The organism is Nocardia sp. NPDC055050, from assembly GCF_053608345.1.
The window spans coordinates 82,580-96,445 of record NZ_JBSGVG010000004.1 but is presented as its reverse complement, the minus strand read 5'-3'; the positions used below and the strand labels follow the sequence as shown (position 1 = coordinate 96,445).

General features: G+C 67.3%; 19 protein-coding genes. 10 read left to right on the top strand and 9 right to left on the bottom strand.

Annotation, left to right across the window (positions count from 1 at the left end; genetic code table 11):
- Positions 1-12 precede the first annotated feature (12 nt).
- Positions 13-936, top strand: coding sequence for an esterase/lipase family protein (locus ACWGCN_RS06445; protein WP_452459267.1), 924 nt, complete (start codon positions 13-15; stop codon positions 934-936).
- A 20-nt stretch (positions 937-956) separates the two neighbouring features.
- Here ACWGCN_RS06445 and ACWGCN_RS06440 read toward each other — a convergent pair whose 3' ends face one another.
- Complete coding sequence (locus tag ACWGCN_RS06440; protein ID WP_452459268.1) at positions 957-2,099, bottom strand: serine hydrolase domain-containing protein; 1,143 nt, start codon at positions 2,097-2,099, stop codon at positions 957-959.
- 342 nt (positions 2,100-2,441) lie between these two features.
- Between ACWGCN_RS06440 and ACWGCN_RS06435 the strand changes: the two genes are divergently transcribed.
- The 3 genes from ACWGCN_RS06435 to ACWGCN_RS06425 all read left to right on the top strand — a co-directional run bounded on the left by ACWGCN_RS06435 (position 2,442) and on the right by ACWGCN_RS06425 (position 4,181).
- Complete coding sequence (locus tag ACWGCN_RS06435) at positions 2,442-2,942, top strand: DUF4232 domain-containing protein (RefSeq protein ID WP_452459269.1); 501 nt, start codon at positions 2,442-2,444, stop codon at positions 2,940-2,942.
- A gap of 38 nt (positions 2,943-2,980) precedes the next feature.
- A complete protein-coding gene (locus ACWGCN_RS06430) occupies positions 2,981-3,409 on the top strand; it encodes a hypothetical protein (protein WP_378990452.1) in 429 nt (142 codons plus the stop codon).
- Positions 3,410-3,470: 61 nt separating this feature from the next.
- On the top strand, positions 3,471-4,181 hold the full coding sequence (locus tag ACWGCN_RS06425; RefSeq protein ID WP_452459270.1) for a helix-turn-helix domain-containing protein: 711 nt from the start codon (positions 3,471-3,473) through the stop codon (positions 4,179-4,181).
- Here the strand turns inward: ACWGCN_RS06425 and ACWGCN_RS06420 are convergent.
- Positions 4,163-4,738, bottom strand: coding sequence for a dihydrofolate reductase family protein (locus ACWGCN_RS06420; protein WP_378990454.1), 576 nt, complete (start codon positions 4,736-4,738; stop codon positions 4,163-4,165). The two genes, ACWGCN_RS06425 and ACWGCN_RS06420, sit on opposite strands and share 19 nt — an antisense overlap.
- 14 nt (positions 4,739-4,752) lie before the next feature.
- On the opposite strand from ACWGCN_RS06420, the gene ACWGCN_RS06415 reads away from it, so the two are divergent.
- Complete coding sequence (locus ACWGCN_RS06415) at positions 4,753-5,244, top strand: chloramphenicol phosphotransferase CPT family protein (RefSeq protein ID WP_452528985.1); 492 nt, start codon at positions 4,753-4,755, stop codon at positions 5,242-5,244.
- Between the two features lie 145 nt (positions 5,245-5,389).
- Here the strand turns inward: ACWGCN_RS06415 and ACWGCN_RS06410 are convergent, their stop codons facing one another.
- From ACWGCN_RS06410 to ACWGCN_RS06395, 4 genes are all read right to left on the bottom strand, one after another.
- Positions 5,390-5,557 (bottom strand): DUF4236 domain-containing protein, encoded by a 168-nt coding sequence (locus tag ACWGCN_RS06410; protein WP_082843603.1) that lies wholly within the window; start codon positions 5,555-5,557, stop codon positions 5,390-5,392.
- Positions 5,558-5,623: 66 nt separating this feature from the next.
- Positions 5,624-5,893 (bottom strand): hypothetical protein, encoded by a 270-nt coding sequence (locus tag ACWGCN_RS06405; protein ID WP_452459271.1) that lies wholly within the window; start codon positions 5,891-5,893, stop codon positions 5,624-5,626.
- A gap of 117 nt (positions 5,894-6,010) precedes the next feature.
- Positions 6,011-6,448 carry a DUF6194 family protein gene (locus ACWGCN_RS06400; RefSeq protein ID WP_452459272.1) on the bottom strand — a complete coding sequence of 146 codons (438 nt, stop codon included), beginning with the start codon at positions 6,446-6,448 and terminating at the stop codon, positions 6,011-6,013.
- Positions 6,449-6,504: 56 nt separating this feature from the next.
- Entirely contained in the window at positions 6,505-7,329 is an 825-nt protein-coding gene (locus ACWGCN_RS06395) for a helix-turn-helix transcriptional regulator (protein WP_452459273.1), read from the bottom strand.
- Between the two features lie 128 nt (positions 7,330-7,457).
- Between ACWGCN_RS06395 and ACWGCN_RS06390 the strand changes: the two genes are divergently transcribed.
- Positions 7,458-7,922 carry a hypothetical protein gene (locus ACWGCN_RS06390; RefSeq protein ID WP_452459274.1) on the top strand — a complete coding sequence of 155 codons (465 nt, stop codon included), beginning with the start codon at positions 7,458-7,460 and terminating at the stop codon, positions 7,920-7,922.
- Here ACWGCN_RS06390 and ACWGCN_RS06385 read toward each other — a convergent pair.
- Positions 7,904-8,887, bottom strand: coding sequence for an NAD(P)-dependent oxidoreductase (locus tag ACWGCN_RS06385; RefSeq protein WP_452528983.1), 984 nt, complete (start codon positions 8,885-8,887; stop codon positions 7,904-7,906). The two genes, ACWGCN_RS06390 and ACWGCN_RS06385, sit on opposite strands and share 19 nt — an antisense overlap.
- A 138-nt stretch (positions 8,888-9,025) precedes the next feature.
- On the opposite strand from ACWGCN_RS06385, the gene ACWGCN_RS06380 reads away from it, so the two are divergent.
- Positions 9,026-10,012 carry an adenylate/guanylate cyclase domain-containing protein gene (locus tag ACWGCN_RS06380; protein ID WP_379313137.1) on the top strand — a complete coding sequence of 329 codons (987 nt, stop codon included), beginning with the start codon at positions 9,026-9,028 and terminating at the stop codon, positions 10,010-10,012.
- Positions 10,013-10,109: 97 nt separating this feature from the next.
- Positions 10,110-10,877 carry an RluA family pseudouridine synthase gene (locus tag ACWGCN_RS06375; protein WP_452459276.1) on the top strand — a complete coding sequence of 256 codons (768 nt, stop codon included), beginning with the start codon at positions 10,110-10,112 and terminating at the stop codon, positions 10,875-10,877.
- 5 nt (positions 10,878-10,882) lie between these two features.
- Here the strand turns inward: ACWGCN_RS06375 and ACWGCN_RS06370 are convergent, their stop codons facing one another.
- Complete coding sequence (locus tag ACWGCN_RS06370) at positions 10,883-11,491, bottom strand: TIGR03086 family metal-binding protein (protein ID WP_452449960.1); 609 nt, start codon at positions 11,489-11,491, stop codon at positions 10,883-10,885.
- 73 nt (positions 11,492-11,564) lie between these two features.
- On the opposite strand from ACWGCN_RS06370, the gene ACWGCN_RS06365 reads away from it, so the two are divergent.
- Both ACWGCN_RS06365 and ACWGCN_RS06360 read left to right on the top strand, forming a co-directional pair.
- Complete coding sequence (locus ACWGCN_RS06365) at positions 11,565-12,008, top strand: MarR family winged helix-turn-helix transcriptional regulator (protein WP_387446422.1); 444 nt, start codon at positions 11,565-11,567, stop codon at positions 12,006-12,008.
- Positions 12,009-12,159: 151 nt separating this feature from the next.
- The gene (locus tag ACWGCN_RS06360) at positions 12,160-12,939 is read left to right on the top strand and encodes a phosphodiesterase (RefSeq protein ID WP_449968281.1); all 780 of its coding nucleotides are present in this window, start codon (positions 12,160-12,162) and stop codon (positions 12,937-12,939) included.
- Here the strand turns inward: ACWGCN_RS06360 and ACWGCN_RS06355 are convergent.
- Positions 12,885-13,832: a LysR family transcriptional regulator gene (locus ACWGCN_RS06355; protein ID WP_378990464.1), complete on the bottom strand. Its 948-nt coding sequence runs from the start codon at positions 13,830-13,832 to the stop codon at positions 12,885-12,887. The two genes, ACWGCN_RS06360 and ACWGCN_RS06355, sit on opposite strands and share 55 nt — an antisense overlap.
- Positions 13,833-13,866 lie beyond the last annotated feature (34 nt).

Here is a 13,866-nt window from a genome sequence, read left to right as displayed (position 1 = left end):
GGGGGCTTCATCATGTCGAAATGGCGAATCAGGTCGTTGCTGTGCGCGGCAGCAGTGACGGTGGGTGTGGGCGCCGGGCCCGCGCAGGCGGAACTACCGGTGGAATACAGCACGTGGAGTGGCATTCGTGCCGAGCTGGCTCATCCCGGCGGCTCGCTGCCCGGCAGCAATGACTGGGACTGCAAACCCACTGCGGCACACCCGAATCCAGTGGTGATGGTGCACGGCGGAGCCGGCGCCGGCGCCCAAACCAATTGGGGCACCATCGTTCCGCTGCTGGTGAACGAAGGCTACTGCGTCTTCGCGCTGACCTACGGCGCTCTCGACCTGCCATGGCCGGTTTCGGCGCTCGGCGGGATGACCGGCACCCCGGAGCAGAACGCGCGCACCATCGGCGGTTTCATCGAGCGGGTACAGGCGGCGACCGGCGCCGAGAAGGTCGATATCGTCGGCCATTCCCTGGGCACGCTGCTGCCGAACTATTACGCGAAACGATTCGGGGGTGCGTCCCTGATCGAGAACTACGTCTCCTTGGCTCCGGTATGGAGTGGCACCTTCGGCGATCAGTTGGCCACCGCCCGCGAATACGCCGCCCAGCTCGGTGTCGGCCCAGCCCTCGAAGCCGCGTTGGCCGCCCAGCCCTCCGGGAAGGAAGCCCAGACAGGTTCGCCACTGATGGTCGACCTGCATTCCGACGGCATGTATGTCCCCGGCATCAGCTACACCAATATCGTCACCATCCACGACCAGGTCGTCCTGCCCTATACGTCCGGCCTGCTGCCCGGTGACGGGGTGACGAATATCGTTCTGCAAGAAGGCTGTTCGCAAGACAGGGCCGATCACCTCGGCATCGTCGCCGATCCCCGCGCAGCCGCCTACCTGCTCAACGCCCTCGATCCACAACACCCTCGCCCGGTGCCCTGCCCGGCCGGATAATCGGCCCGAAGGCCGCCGGTCTATTTCTCGCAGAGCGCGTGGTCCACCAGCTCGCCGACCGTCCGCAGTTGCGCGAATCCCTTGCTCTGCGTGACATCCTCACCGACAGCGAGCGTGGCCGACAGTGAGACCACGGCGCTTCGGCCACCGTCATCGGTCACTCCGGCGTTGGTGAGAAATCCCGTCTGACCGCCGTTGTGCATCCAATACGTGCCGCCACACGACAGGGGCACCGCGAACAGGCCGAGGCCGTAGCTCGCGCCGGGCCAGACCAGCCCGGTGACGCCCTCGACCGGCACCGTGGTCCGCATCTGGGCCAGCTCTTCGGGTCGCAGCAGTTTTCCGCCGAGCAGACTTCGGTAGAAGGTGCCGACATCGGCGGTGGTGGAGACGTAGCCGGCGGAGGCGTCGGCGTCCACCAGTTCGGTGACATCGATCAGCGGACCGTCGACCTCGAATTGCTGATACCCGTTCGCGTGCGGGTCGGGCAGCGTCGGTGCGTCGCCGGGCCAGCGGGTGTCACGCAGTCCGAGTGGTTCGAGGATCCGTGCGGAGATCTCGTCGTACCAGGGCCGGTTTGCCACCTGCTCGATGATCAGGCCGAGCAGGACATAGCCGACGTTGGAGTACGACCACCCCGCACCCGGCGCGAAATCGGGTGCGTGCCGCATGGCGGCCGCCACCGTGTCGCGCGGATCGCGCACCTGATAGCGGAGCCGGTAATAGTCCTCGGCAGTGGCCATTTCGGGCGGGCTCTCGTGAATACCGCTGGTGTGCTGGAGAAGATGCCGAACTGTGATTTCCGCACCGTCATTTCCGTTGCCGCGCAACATATCCGGCAGCCAGTGCTGAACGGTGTCGTCGAGCGAGAGACGACGTTCACCGACCAGCATCAGGACCACGGTGGCGACCATCGTCTTGGTCAAGCTTCCGATCCGGAAGTATCCCTCGGGCGAAACCGCTTCTAGGGCAGAAGTATTCGAGTGACCCGCTACCGCGGCCTGATCGGTCCCGACGCCCACGACCCTGGCCTGCACTCCCGTAGTTCCCAGCGCCGCGATCGCCTCGACGTCGCGTCGCAAAGTGTCCGCGCGGGGTTCGGCGTCGCACCCGCAGACCGTCGAGACCAGCGCGAGCACCGCGGCCAGGATCGTGTATCGCATCGTTCCCCTTCGCATCACCGGGAACCTATCGATGCCGAACACCCCTCGACATCCCACTGCGGTACGGCAACGCACTCACCCCGCGGTATCGACTCGGCGTTCGCGCCCGGCCGAGTCACGGCGCGAGCGTGTCGGCGAGATCGGCGAGGTCCGGTCCGCATCGTCGCTATCCGCACGTCGCTGACACACTCGGGTGACGGCGGATTCGGTGCATGACCGAGTCACCCCCCCCGGTTATCCACACCGTGTACGGGGAACATCGTTAGCGAGGTTAACGGACAAGCTCGACGTCTCGATCTACCCACGTCCCGAATCGAAATCTGCACGAAAGGAAACTCCACGGTGAGAACGAAGCGAGCGATAGCGGTTGTGGCAGTGGCAGTTCCGGCGATGTTCATGGTCCCGGCCATCAGTTCCGCACAGCTGCCGATCTGTTCGGCCGAGATGTTGACCGCGACCACCCAGCACGACTCGGCGCCCTCGACCCAGCAGAACACCCTGCGGATCGTGCTCACCAACACGTCCCAGCAGAGCTGCCTGGTCCAGGGCTACCCGGGCGTCGACCTGGCCGGGCCCGACCATCCGGCCTACGGGCCGAACTACTCGCTGCCACGCCAGGAAACCGGTTTCGCCCCCGTGACGGTCGCCCCCGGCGCGGCCGTGAGCAGCGAACTCACTTATCTCTCGGACGGACCCGAAGGCTGGACACCCACCACGATCGTCCTGACCCCGCCCGACACCACCACCCAGTTGCAGGTGCCGTGGCCGCAGGTCGGCAGCGTCGTCCGTCAAGACGCCGCCACCCACGCGGGTACCTTCATCGGCCCACTGCGGCCGGCCTGATCATGCGAATGTTGAACCACGCGCAGAAGGGAAATCCCATGAATCTTCCGATTCGCCGATTCGGCATCGCTGTGATGCTCGGCGCCGTGCCCGCCATGCTGACCGCCGCACCGAATGCGACCGCGGCAGTGACCGGAGTGAGTGTGGAGCAGCCTGCCGAGGGCCTGCGCACCGGCTGCGCTTACACGGTCACCGTCGGTGTCGACGCACCGGTTTCCGAGGCCGGCGAGGTGACCATCGGCATCAGCGGTGGTTCGGTGCCAGGGAACGGCAAGCAGCTCGGGGTCGCCGTCTACCATCCGGAGAACGGCACCGCGACGTTCGACTGGACACCCGAGTACACCGGTCGTCAAAACCTTGTCGCCCAGCAGTTCAAGCCCGGGCAGTACACCTCCACGGACTACATCACGGTCGAGGTCGTAGGGCGCGGTCTGAATACCGGAAGCTCCTGCCTGCCGCTCCCGTAGAACTCACCGACCAGGCCGACTTCACCTGAATCCGGCAACCCGCGCGATTAGGATCGCGATGGTGGGATTGGTGTTCGAGACCCGATTATCGGACTCGCCCTGGGTGGAGTCGGTGTGGACCTGCCGCAGTGAGCAGGTCGCGGAGATGACATCCGTGGCGACCGAGACCTGGGGATTGGTGTTCTGGGAGCAGCAGGGTGTGCCGTTCGCGGCGGTCACCGGGCCGGAAGTCGCCACCAGCACCGCACCCGTTCCCGAGGGGGCCGACTTCGTCGGAATCCAGTTCGCCGTCGGCACCTCGCTGCGCGCGGTGACCGCGACAACCCTGGTCGACAGTGGGATCGTCCTGCCCGATGTGACCGCACGCGGGTTCTGGCTGGACGGCGACCGATGGGAGACACCGCGCGTCGACGACGCGGAAGCGCTGGTCGAGCGGCTGGTCGGCCAGGGCGTCGTGGTCCGTGATGCCCTGGTCGCCGACACGCTGCGTGGTCTGACACCCGCGATCACCGAGCGCACGCTCGAGCGTCGCTTCCGGGCGGCGACGGGCCTCACCCAGGGCGCGGTCCGTCAGATCGAGCGGGCCCGCACCGCGGCGGTGCTGCTGAGCGCGGGCGAGACGCCGGGCGATGTCATCGACAAGCTCGGCTATTACGACGAGCCCCACCTCGCCCGCGCGCTGCGCCGCTTCGTCGGCCGGACGGCGGGGCAGCTGCGCGAGGGTGCCAGTGGTGCGATCGCGCTGGACCTCACTCAGCGCACCACGTCGTAGACCATCTTGGCGACGCCGTTGGAGTATGTCGCCGAGTCGCGCAGGCGCAGCTGCTGTTTGGGTCGGTCGGCCCGGCCGAACAGGCTCTTGCCCGCGCCGAGCAGCACCGGGAACACGAGCAGATTGTATCGATCGATCAGGTCGGCGTCCGACAGTCGCTGTGCCAGTTCGGCACTGCCGTGGATGTAGATCGGGCCGCCGTCGGTCTGCTTCAGCTTTTCGATGTCCTCGGTCGAGCGCAGAATGGTGATCTCGCCCCAGCCCTCGATCAGCGCGTCGTCGGTGAGCGAGGAGGAGACAACATATTTGGGCAGCTCCTTGTAGGCGGCGTGATCCTCGGAATCGCGCCAGATCGGGGCGAACGCCTCGTAGCTGCGGCGGCCGAACATCAGCGCGGTGGTGTCGGCGAGTTCCTCACCCTTGAGCGAATATGCCTCCGGCACGAACTCGGTCTCCATCACCCACCCGCCACTGCGATGCCCCTCGACCTTCCCACCGGGCGAGTCCACCACGCCGTCGAGCGACATGAATCCCGTGTAAACCAGTTCGCGTGCCATCACAATCCTCCTGAATACGAGCGTCGGAAACTGCCTGCGGCCAGCCTAGGGAACGCTCCCCCACCCTGTCTTGGACGAAACCGACACGGACCTGTGAACTCGACACCGCCGAACTCTCCGATGTCCTGCGACGGACCCGAGCGGGGTTCCACCGCGCCGTCGCCGCGATGGCTTCGGCGGGCAACGACATCGTCATGGACCACGTCCTGAGCGAGCCGTGGCGGCTGCGCGACTGTCTGACGGTCATGCACGGCATCGACGTCGTCTTCGTCGGCGTGCACTGTTCACTCGACGAACTACAACGCCGAGAACAGCAACGGGGCGATCGCCGCGTCGGCACCGCGACCGGCCAGATCCACTCGGTTCACGCCCACCGGGCCTACGACCTGGAACTCGACACCAGCACCGGCACTGTCGAGAACTGCTCGGCCCAGATCACCGCGTTCCTCGACCGTGCCCCTACACACCGAGCATTCGATCGCCTTCGCGCCGAACTGACGAGGTGAGATGCGTTGCGACCCGATGCTGACTGCACCCAGCCATCGACCTCCGCGCGCCGTGCGTGGACAGCGTTGCGGTGGGGGGTAATACGGGTCGAAGTCGAACGGCGGCTTTCGGCCGGTGGGCACCAGCAACGCGGGCGGTGCCCGATCAGCGTTGGCGCCAGCTCAAGGGGCCGGGGAGGTCGACGCTGTTCTTGCGGGTGCGGGAGTTCCAGGACCAGGGGCCGATCTTGATCCCCCAGGACGACAGGCCCGCTTGGGTGAAGTTGAACTTCAGCGGTCCGAAGGATTTGCGCTGACGAAACTTGATGGGCATGAGCAGCCTCCCTGATCGCCACCAGGATAACCGATCCGGTTACGCCCCACCGGTTTCCGCAGGTCGCTAGGACGAACCGGAACGTCGGCGACGACGAGCGATGGCGAACATGGTGAGGGCGACGATGATCGCGAGGGCGATGGCGAGGGTCAGCAGGATCAGGGGGGCGCTGGGGTGGGTTCGGCCCGCGCCGCTGCGGCGGATCAGCAGCGCGGCGATCAGGGGACCGATCATCGTCAGCGCCGCCGCTGTCGACAGCAATCCGCCGGTGATCAATTCGACGGGTCCGAGCCTGGCGCTGGACAGCGAACGCACAGGCCGGAGATGTACTGACATGACCTCCCCTTTCGTTGGTATCTGAAAGGTACCGCGCCGGAGGGGATAAACCGCGACCATGCGACCGGGCCGTCGCGACCATGTCACCAGCAAACCAAGAGCGACTGACGAGTCGGGCTATTCGGCCGCGCGTCGCTCGGATCGGGTGTGTGCCCGGTCGTGGGCCTCGCGCAACAACTCGCGAACCCTCGCTTCGGTGGCAGTCGACGGATTCACCACCGCGAGCCAGTTCGCGGCCGCGTAGAGGGGGTGGGCGACGACGGTGTCCTCGATGCTCGCGTCGGTCGGGGCGGCCGCTGCGGCGAAGGTCGTCTTGCTCACGGCGATATTGACGCGGAAGCTGCCGGGGCGGTTCAGGTCGGATGTCTCGTCGCCGGGGTAGTCCTTGGTCACGATGGTGGCGAAGGGCTGACCGGCGGGAACGACGCCGTCGGGGGCGTAGTAGAAGAAGGTGTCGCCCCAGCTGATCTCGGGAGCCTCACTCCCCTCGGTCGGCCGCAGCACCAGCACTCCGCCGAGGCCGGTCACGTAGTCGGTTACTTCCTCGATCGTCATGCTTCGAGCGTCTCATTCGCGAGCAAGCGGTTCCAACCCCGGTGTGAACTGCCCGGTCAGCTGGCGCCGACCAGTTCCCGCGTACACAACGCGACGACCGCCTGGCTTGCCGCCGAATCCGGGTGCACGGTGTACACCACCAGCAGCTGATCCAGATCGCCCGGCAAAGCCAATGTCTCGTAACCGAATTCGATCCGGCCGACCAACGGATGCTGGATCAGCCTGTCGCCGTGCGTATTGCCTGCCGGGGTGTGGATCGACCAGATGCGGTGGAACACCGGGTTGGCGGCGGTGAGTTCGTCGATGAGCGAGGTCAGCCTGCGATCGCGCGGGCAGCGGTCCACCTGGCGACGGAGATAGGCGGCGGTCTCCGCGGCAACCGGTTCCCAGTCGGGATAGAACACGCCCGCCGCGGGGTTCAGCACCGTGAAGCGAGCCAGGTTGCGTTCGGGGTCGGTGACCGCGTCGAAGCCGAAGATCTTGTCGCCCATGTCGTTCCAGGCCAGCACTTCCATGTGGCGCCCGAGCACGAACGCGGGCGTCGTGATCGAGTGGAGCAACTGCCGGGTGCCGGGGCGAACGGTCGGGGCGTAGTTGTAGTCGGGGTCGGCGGGACGGACCAGCGTGTAGAAGTGGTCGCGCTCGGCGGCGTCGAGACGCAGGGCGCGGGCAACGGAGTCGAGCACCGAATCGGGGTAATCCTCATCGCGCCCCCGCTCCAACCGGGTGTAGTAATCCACACTCATGCCGGCCAGCTGTGCCACTTCCTCGCGACGCAATCCGACCATCCTGCGGCGACCGTATTCGCTCAGTCCGACGGCGGCGGGTTGGATGCGGGCGCGCCGGGTGCGAAGGAACTCGCCGAGAGCGGGTGACGACATGGCAGCCAGCGTAGAAGGTAGCGGCGGGTACGCGTGCATCGCATCATGCGAAGGGAATTGTTCGGTTGGTTAACGAGGTGCGTCGGGGCGGCGAAATACCGGGTACAACAAGTCGAGGGAGGACGTCCATGTTGATCCGATCCGCACTCACCGTTCTGTCCGGGGCCGCGCTGGCCGCCGGTTTCCTGGCCGCGGGACCGGCCGCCGCACAGTCGGGGCTCGGTGATTACACGCCGGTAGACCCCGTCGACTACCAGGTTCCCGAACCCGAATACGCGGGCACCGTCTTCTTCACCACGCCCGACGGACGGCACTGCGCCATCTACTGGAACAACGGCCCGGCCGGGTGTGACGCGGTCCCGATCGACGCGCCCGCGGGCACCGACCAGCTCCGGGTCGGGATCCTCGAAGCGGCGCACTTCGTCGACGCCGACAGCCCGATCTTCACCCACCTGGCGGCGAGGGTGCTCCCCGAAGGTCACCGGATCACGCGGGAGAACACCACCTGCGGCGTCGGGTATCAGGGGACGGTGAGCTGCGAGGTCGGCGAGCACGGCTTCACCCTGTCGGCCACCTACAGCGTGCTGCGCTGACGCGTCTTCAACAGCTCGATCACCGCGGTGATGCTCTGCGCGCCGTGCCCCGCGGTGACCGCGCGGTCCAGTAGCTCGTGCATCGGGGCGTGCCAGGACAGGTCGACGCCCGTTTCGGCGCCGAGCCGCACATCGTCGGCGACGGCGGTGTGGAACAGCTCGACCGAGGAGCCGAGGCGGGTGTAGTCCCTGTCGTCGATCTCGCCCGCCAGCACCGGGAGCAGCGACTCGATCATCTGCAACCACTTCACCGAATAGGGCACCATCGTCGACGCGGCCAGTCCGCGCGAGGCCAATACCGCCGCGCCTTCGAGGAAGCCGAGCAGCGCGGGGAGCAGGGTCGCGCCGACGGCGGATTCGTAGAGCGCGGCCAGATCCGGTTCGGCACCGAGGAATTCGAGATCGCCACCCAGTATCCGCAGGGTAGCGGCGTGCTTGTCGAACACGTCGCGATCGCCACCGAAATACAGCAGCGTCTGCGGATCACCTACGGCCGCAGGTACATTCTTGATCGCACCGCCGAGAAAGCCTGCACCTGAGCAATGCGCGAAGCGCGCGAATTCCCTTGCCCGACCGGGTGTTCCGCTGTTCAGGGTGATGAGGTCGCGGCCCGCCAGCGCGTCGACGCCGAGCAGGCTCTCGCGGGTAGCGGCGAAGGTGGTGAGGCAGGAGATGATCACCGGGCTCGCGGCGACGGCATCGGCGATGTCGGCGTGCGCGGTCGCGCCCGCGTCCACCAGGGACGTCGTTCGTTCGTGGCTGCGGTTCCAGACCTGGGTGCGGTAGCCCGCGGCGAGGAAGGCGGTGGCCAGCGCGCTGCCCATCGACCCGGCGCCCAGCACCGTCACCGATTTCTTGATCATGTCCACTCCTGTCCGCGAGGTCGATCGGACAACCCGCCTGGACCGAGTGTCGATTCGGGTCCGCAGGCGGACAAGTACGCACTTACGCCATCCGTTGCGCACCGGCAGGTAAGCGACCAGGTCACGGGTTACCAGGCAGGACGGCGTTGTGCCAGGTGTCACCGGCCCGGATTTATGAACGTTGCCAATGTGGAGACGAGGATGCCTGTCACTCGCGCGGCGCAGTCGTAGAGTCTGAGTATGTCGGAGCCCGAGATGACCGAATTGGTGCAGCGCAGTATCGAGGAAGCGCTGCTCGGTGGGCCGCGTCGATATACGCGCACGCAGGTGGCCGAGCAGTCGGGGGTGCCGGAGTCGGAGTCGCGGCGGCTCTGGACGGCGCTGGGTTTTCCGGCCAATGAGGACGACGAGGTCGACTTCACGCAGACCGATATCACCGCGGTCACCAACTTTCGGAGTATGAAAGTTGTTGCCTCGTCCGATATTCGGCAACAGGCCGCGGCCGCGCGGACGATCGGCCAGGGCATGGCGCGGCTGGCGGAGTGGCAGGCCGACCTGGTGCTGGCCGAGATCAAGGCGCGCGTCGCCGCGGCCGATCCCGCGATCCCGCTGACGGAACGGATCAGTGCCGCAACGGAATCCACCATGGCGAGCATCGACCAGTTGCAGTCGTACGTGTGGCGCAGGCACCTGGCGGCCGCGGTCGCCAGGTCGAGCGAGGCGCAGGGCGAAGGTTCGATGCGGACGCTGGCGGTGGGATTCGCCGACATGGTCGGCTTCACCCGGCTCACCAGGCACCTGCACCCCGACGAATTGTCCACGCTCCTCGAAGCTTTCGAATCGACCACCACCTCGGCGATCACCGACAACGGCGGCTGGGTGATCAAGAACGTCGGCGACGAGGTGATGTTCGCCGCCGAGACCGCGGCCGCCGCCGCCCGCATCGCGCTGGCCATCCAGGAGTCGACCATGCTCGTCGGTGGCACGCCGGAACTGCGCGTGGCGTTCGCCTACGGCGAGGTGCTGCAACGCTTCGGCGACCTCTACGGCTCGGTGGTCAATATCGCCGCCCGCCTGACCGGCGTCGCCCGGCCGGGCAACATCCTCATCGACGACGCCGCGGCCTCGGCCCTCGACGACCACCCCGAATTCGCCATCCGCCACCTGCGCAGCGTCCGTGTTCGCGGTTTCAACCGCCTACGCCCCCACCGCCTGCGGCAGGCATGATCGCGACGTGCACAGCTTCGAGGTGCACAGCTCCCGCGCGGCGGCCCGCTGACCAGCCGTCGAGCGGCGCCGGCACACCGTTGCCTAGGGTGTTGTAGTGGACTTGGATTGGCACAGCGTGCGCGAGGAGTACACCGTGTTCGCCGATGACGCGGTGCTCGCGTTGAACAAACCGTCGGGGATCTCGGTGACCGGGGAGCGACACGACACCGATCTGGTGGAGTTGGCACAGGCGGCGGGAACGCAGTTGTATCCGGTGCACCGGATCGACAAGGTGACTTCGGGACTGGTCCTACTGGCTACCGATCTGGCCGCGCACGGACCGCTGACCAGGCAGTTCAACAATCAGACCGCGCGTAAGGCGTATCTGGCGATCGTGTCGGGCGCCGACCTGCCCGATGGCGGTGAGATCGATCTTCCGTTGAGCGTGGGGCGCAAGAACCGGGTGCGGATCGCGGCGCCACGGGAGGCGATCCAGCGCGAGGGTGACCGGTGGTTCGTCGACGAGGCGGATCTGCTGCCCGCGAAGAACTATCCGTCGCGCACCTTGTTCAGCACGGTCGCCCGGCACGGCGAGCACGCACTGCTCGCCCTGCGGCCGGTGACCGGGCGCCGCCATCAGATCCGCGTGCAGCTGGCCTGGATCGGCCACCCGATCCTGGGCGACCCGCTGTTCGACCGCACCGCCGCGCTACCCCGCACCCACCTGCACTCCTGGCGACTCGGCCTCGACGCCGACTGGCTCACCCCACCGCTGCTCGATCTGGAAGCCACCCCCGGCCCCGATTTCTGGGAGCCGTTCACGTCCGACCCGGACGAGAGCGCCCGGCTTCTCCACACCGCCGCACAACTGATTTCCGGCTGACACCCTCACGCCCGGCTCGGCAGCCACTCGGGCGCACGGCCGAGAACGCGCAAGATGCGGTCCAGAGTTGCCGTCGTGTCCGCGACCTCGAGCGCGGGGCCGAACGCGGCGCCGGGGCGATGGCGAGCCGTGCCGGTGGGGACCGCTTCGGCGATCCGCAGAGCGGTCGGGGCCAGGTCGGGGTCCAGGTCGATCGCTCGGCCTACCGACCGGGCGACATCCCAGGCATGGACGACGCTGTCGATGAGATGGAAGCCGAGGGCGGTCGCGACCGGGAACTCGCCCGGTGGGATTTCGGGGAGATGCAGGGTGCGGGCCTGGCAGGCGGCGAAGGCCGCGACGACGTCGTGGGCGGACCGGATGTAGTCGCCGATCGGATCGATCGCGGGGCGCACCGCCCAGACCGCCGGGTCGTTCGCACCGCGAGCGGCGGCGGCGAAACCACGGTTCTGGGTGCCCATGTGGTCCAGCAGAGCGCGCAGATCCCAACCGGCACAGGGTGTTTCGGTCGACAGTGCGGAATCGGACGCCGCCTCGACCGCGTCGATACTCAGCCGCACCGCACGCTCGTGCCGGACCAGGAGAAGTCGATCTTCCTCAGAGATAGTACGCATATGCTGACCGTACGCTCATGCTTATGATCTGCCAAGGGTCATCGACCGACCCGTCCGGCGGTAGATTTCGACCATGCCGAAAGCGACCCGGCCGGATCTCGCGGCCATGCTCGTCCCGCTCGGCCGTGCGCTGACGGAGGCGGAGCGACCCGTCCTCGACCGGCACGGGCTCACCATGTGGGCCTACGTGGTACTGCTCGGACTCGACGAAGGGCCCGTCCACACCCAGGCCGCGCTCGCCAAGACGATCCGGGCGGACAAGACCCGGATCATCCCGGTCCTCGACGACCTCCAGCAGCGCGGCCTGATCCTGCGCGACCCCGATCCGGCCGACCGGCGCGTCAACCTGATCCGGCTCACCGCCGACGGCGCGAAGCTGCGCGACCGCGCCCAGCACGACATCCAGGAACAGGAAAAGCGACTACTGGCCGACCTACCCGCCGCCGATCGCCACACTTTCCTGCGCGTACTACAGCTGCTCGCCGACCGCACCCGAACCGCGAAATCACCCGGGTGAGCGGTGACACAGACCACCTCGTGGGTTTCGGTCCGTGGCACGGCTCATGAAGACGAATAAACGCAGGTCATCTAGCCTGGAGAGGTGCCGATGAGTCATACCGGCGCACTCTGACGCAACGGAGCGATCCCAGAGAAGAAAGCGACTGCCGATGATCCTGGCGGCTCAGCTCAGCGATACCCACTTCGACCTCAGCGCGCGCAACACCGAACGGGTGGAGGCGGTGATGGGCTACCTGGCGGACCTGCCACGCAGGCCCGACGTCATCCTGGTGACCGGCGACATCACCGACTCCGGCACGCCGGAGCAGTACGCGCAAGCACGCCTTGCCCTGCAAGCGGACATCCCCGTGTACCTGCTGCCCGGCAACCACGACGACCGCGCGAACTTCCGCACCGCACTGCTGGGCGAGCCCGCCTCGACCACTCCCGTCAACAGCGTCCACCGCGTCGGGCCGCTCACCGTCGTCATGCTCGACTCGAGCATCCCCGGTGAACCCGCGGGCCTGCTGGGCGAGGACACCTTCGACTGGCTGCGCGCGACGCTCGCCGAGGCGCCGGACGGGCCGATCCTGGTGGCCCTGCACCATCCGCCCAAGCACGTGTTCAGTCCCGTGGTCGATGTCATCGCGCTCGCCGATCCCGGCCGGCTGGCCGCGGTGGTGGCGGGCGATCCACGCATCGTCGGCATTCTCACCGGCCACGCCCACGCCCCCATCGCGACGATCTTCGCGGGCAAACCCATGATCACCTGTCCCAGTACGGCTTCCGTCCTCGGCGGCGAATGGGAAGTGACGCCACCTCACCGCGTCATGGACTACGCACCCGACCCGGCTATCGCGCTGCATGTCATCGACGAGAACTTCGGCCTGACAACTCATTTCCGGACAGTCGCGATGGGCGGCTGGCTGTCCGAGCCCCCACCCGACTGACCGCCCGGCAAGCCCGCGGCCACCCGCAGCAACTCCATCGTCCGGGTGACGACCGGGTTGCACGACTCGGAGTCCTTGATGTGCGCGCAGATCGTGCGGCGCGGCGTCGGGTTGGTCAGCTCCAGCGCGCGCGAACCGGGCGGCAGGTCCGTGGCGCCGAGACGGGGAACGACGGTGATGCCGACACCGCGCGCCACGAATCGCAGGGCGGACGGGTAGTCGGTGGTCTCCACCACGAACCGAGGCGTGAAACCCGCTGCGGCGCAGGCGTTCAGCATCGCCTGCCTGCACGGTCCGTGGCTGGTGTCGTTGTCGATCCAGCGGTATCGCTCGAGTTCGGCGACGTCGACGGTGGTACGTGTCGCCAGTTCGTGGTCGGCGGGGACCACGGCGACGTAGGGCTCGGTCATCAGGTCGCGGTGGGTGTAGCCGGTGATCTGCGCCGGTTTGCCCAAGCGCACCGTGAGGGCGATATCGGGACGGTTGCCCGACACCGGGGCCAGTTCGTCGACGATGCGCAGGCGAACCCTGGTGTCAGGGAATTCGTGGGTGAGGGTGGCGACCACGTCGGGCATCCAGTTGGTGCCCGCCGAGCTGAACGAGTTGATCGTGATCCGGGTGGCCTTGCCCGCGCGCAGGTCCGACACCGTCGACCCGAGCGCGGTCAACTCGTCGAGCACCTTGGCGGCCTCCCCCGCGATCACCCGGCCCGCCGGGGTCGGCACCACGCCGCGACCGACTCGTTCCAGCAGCTGCAAGCCGGTCTCGCGCTGGAGTGCGGTCAGGTGCTGGGAGATCGCCGACGGCGAGTAACCGAGCGTCGAGGCCGCCGCGGCCACCGAGCCGGTCGCGACCACGGATCGGAAGATCATCAAGCGGTGCGTGTCGATCATGCGAATTCCTCGATTCAGTTCTACTGAATATTAG

Bases quoted from the DNA above. Each gene is read 5' to 3' on its own strand.
- ACWGCN_RS06445 (WP_452459267.1), top strand. From the start codon at position 13: ATGTCGAAATGGCGAATCAGGTCGTTGCTGTGCGCGGCAGCAGTGACG.
- ACWGCN_RS06440 (WP_452459268.1), bottom strand. From the start codon at position 2,099: ATGCGATACACGATCCTGGCCGCGGTGCTCGCGCTGGTCTCGACGGTC.
- ACWGCN_RS06430 (WP_378990452.1), top strand. From the start codon at position 2,981: ATGAATCTTCCGATTCGCCGATTCGGCATCGCTGTGATGCTCGGCGCC.
- ACWGCN_RS06420 (WP_378990454.1), bottom strand. From the start codon at position 4,738: ATGGCACGCGAACTGGTTTACACGGGATTCATGTCGCTCGACGGCGTG.
- ACWGCN_RS06410 (WP_082843603.1), bottom strand. From the start codon at position 5,557: ATGCCCATCAAGTTTCGTCAGCGCAAATCCTTCGGACCGCTGAAGTTC.
- ACWGCN_RS06405 (WP_452459271.1), bottom strand. From the start codon at position 5,893: ATGTCAGTACATCTCCGGCCTGTGCGTTCGCTGTCCAGCGCCAGGCTC.
- ACWGCN_RS06400 (WP_452459272.1), bottom strand. From the start codon at position 6,448: ATGACGATCGAGGAAGTAACCGACTACGTGACCGGCCTCGGCGGAGTG.
- ACWGCN_RS06395 (WP_452459273.1), bottom strand. From the start codon at position 7,329: ATGTCGTCACCCGCTCTCGGCGAGTTCCTTCGCACCCGGCGCGCCCGC.
- ACWGCN_RS06390 (WP_452459274.1), top strand. From the start codon at position 7,458: ATGTTGATCCGATCCGCACTCACCGTTCTGTCCGGGGCCGCGCTGGCC.
- ACWGCN_RS06380 (WP_379313137.1), top strand. From the start codon at position 9,026: ATGTCGGAGCCCGAGATGACCGAATTGGTGCAGCGCAGTATCGAGGAA.
- ACWGCN_RS06370 (WP_452449960.1), bottom strand. From the start codon at position 11,491: ATGCGTACTATCTCTGAGGAAGATCGACTTCTCCTGGTCCGGCACGAG.
- ACWGCN_RS06365 (WP_387446422.1), top strand. From the start codon at position 11,565: ATGCCGAAAGCGACCCGGCCGGATCTCGCGGCCATGCTCGTCCCGCTC.
- ACWGCN_RS06360 (WP_449968281.1), top strand. From the start codon at position 12,160: ATGATCCTGGCGGCTCAGCTCAGCGATACCCACTTCGACCTCAGCGCG.
- ACWGCN_RS06355 (WP_378990464.1), bottom strand. From the start codon at position 13,832: ATGATCGACACGCACCGCTTGATGATCTTCCGATCCGTGGTCGCGACC.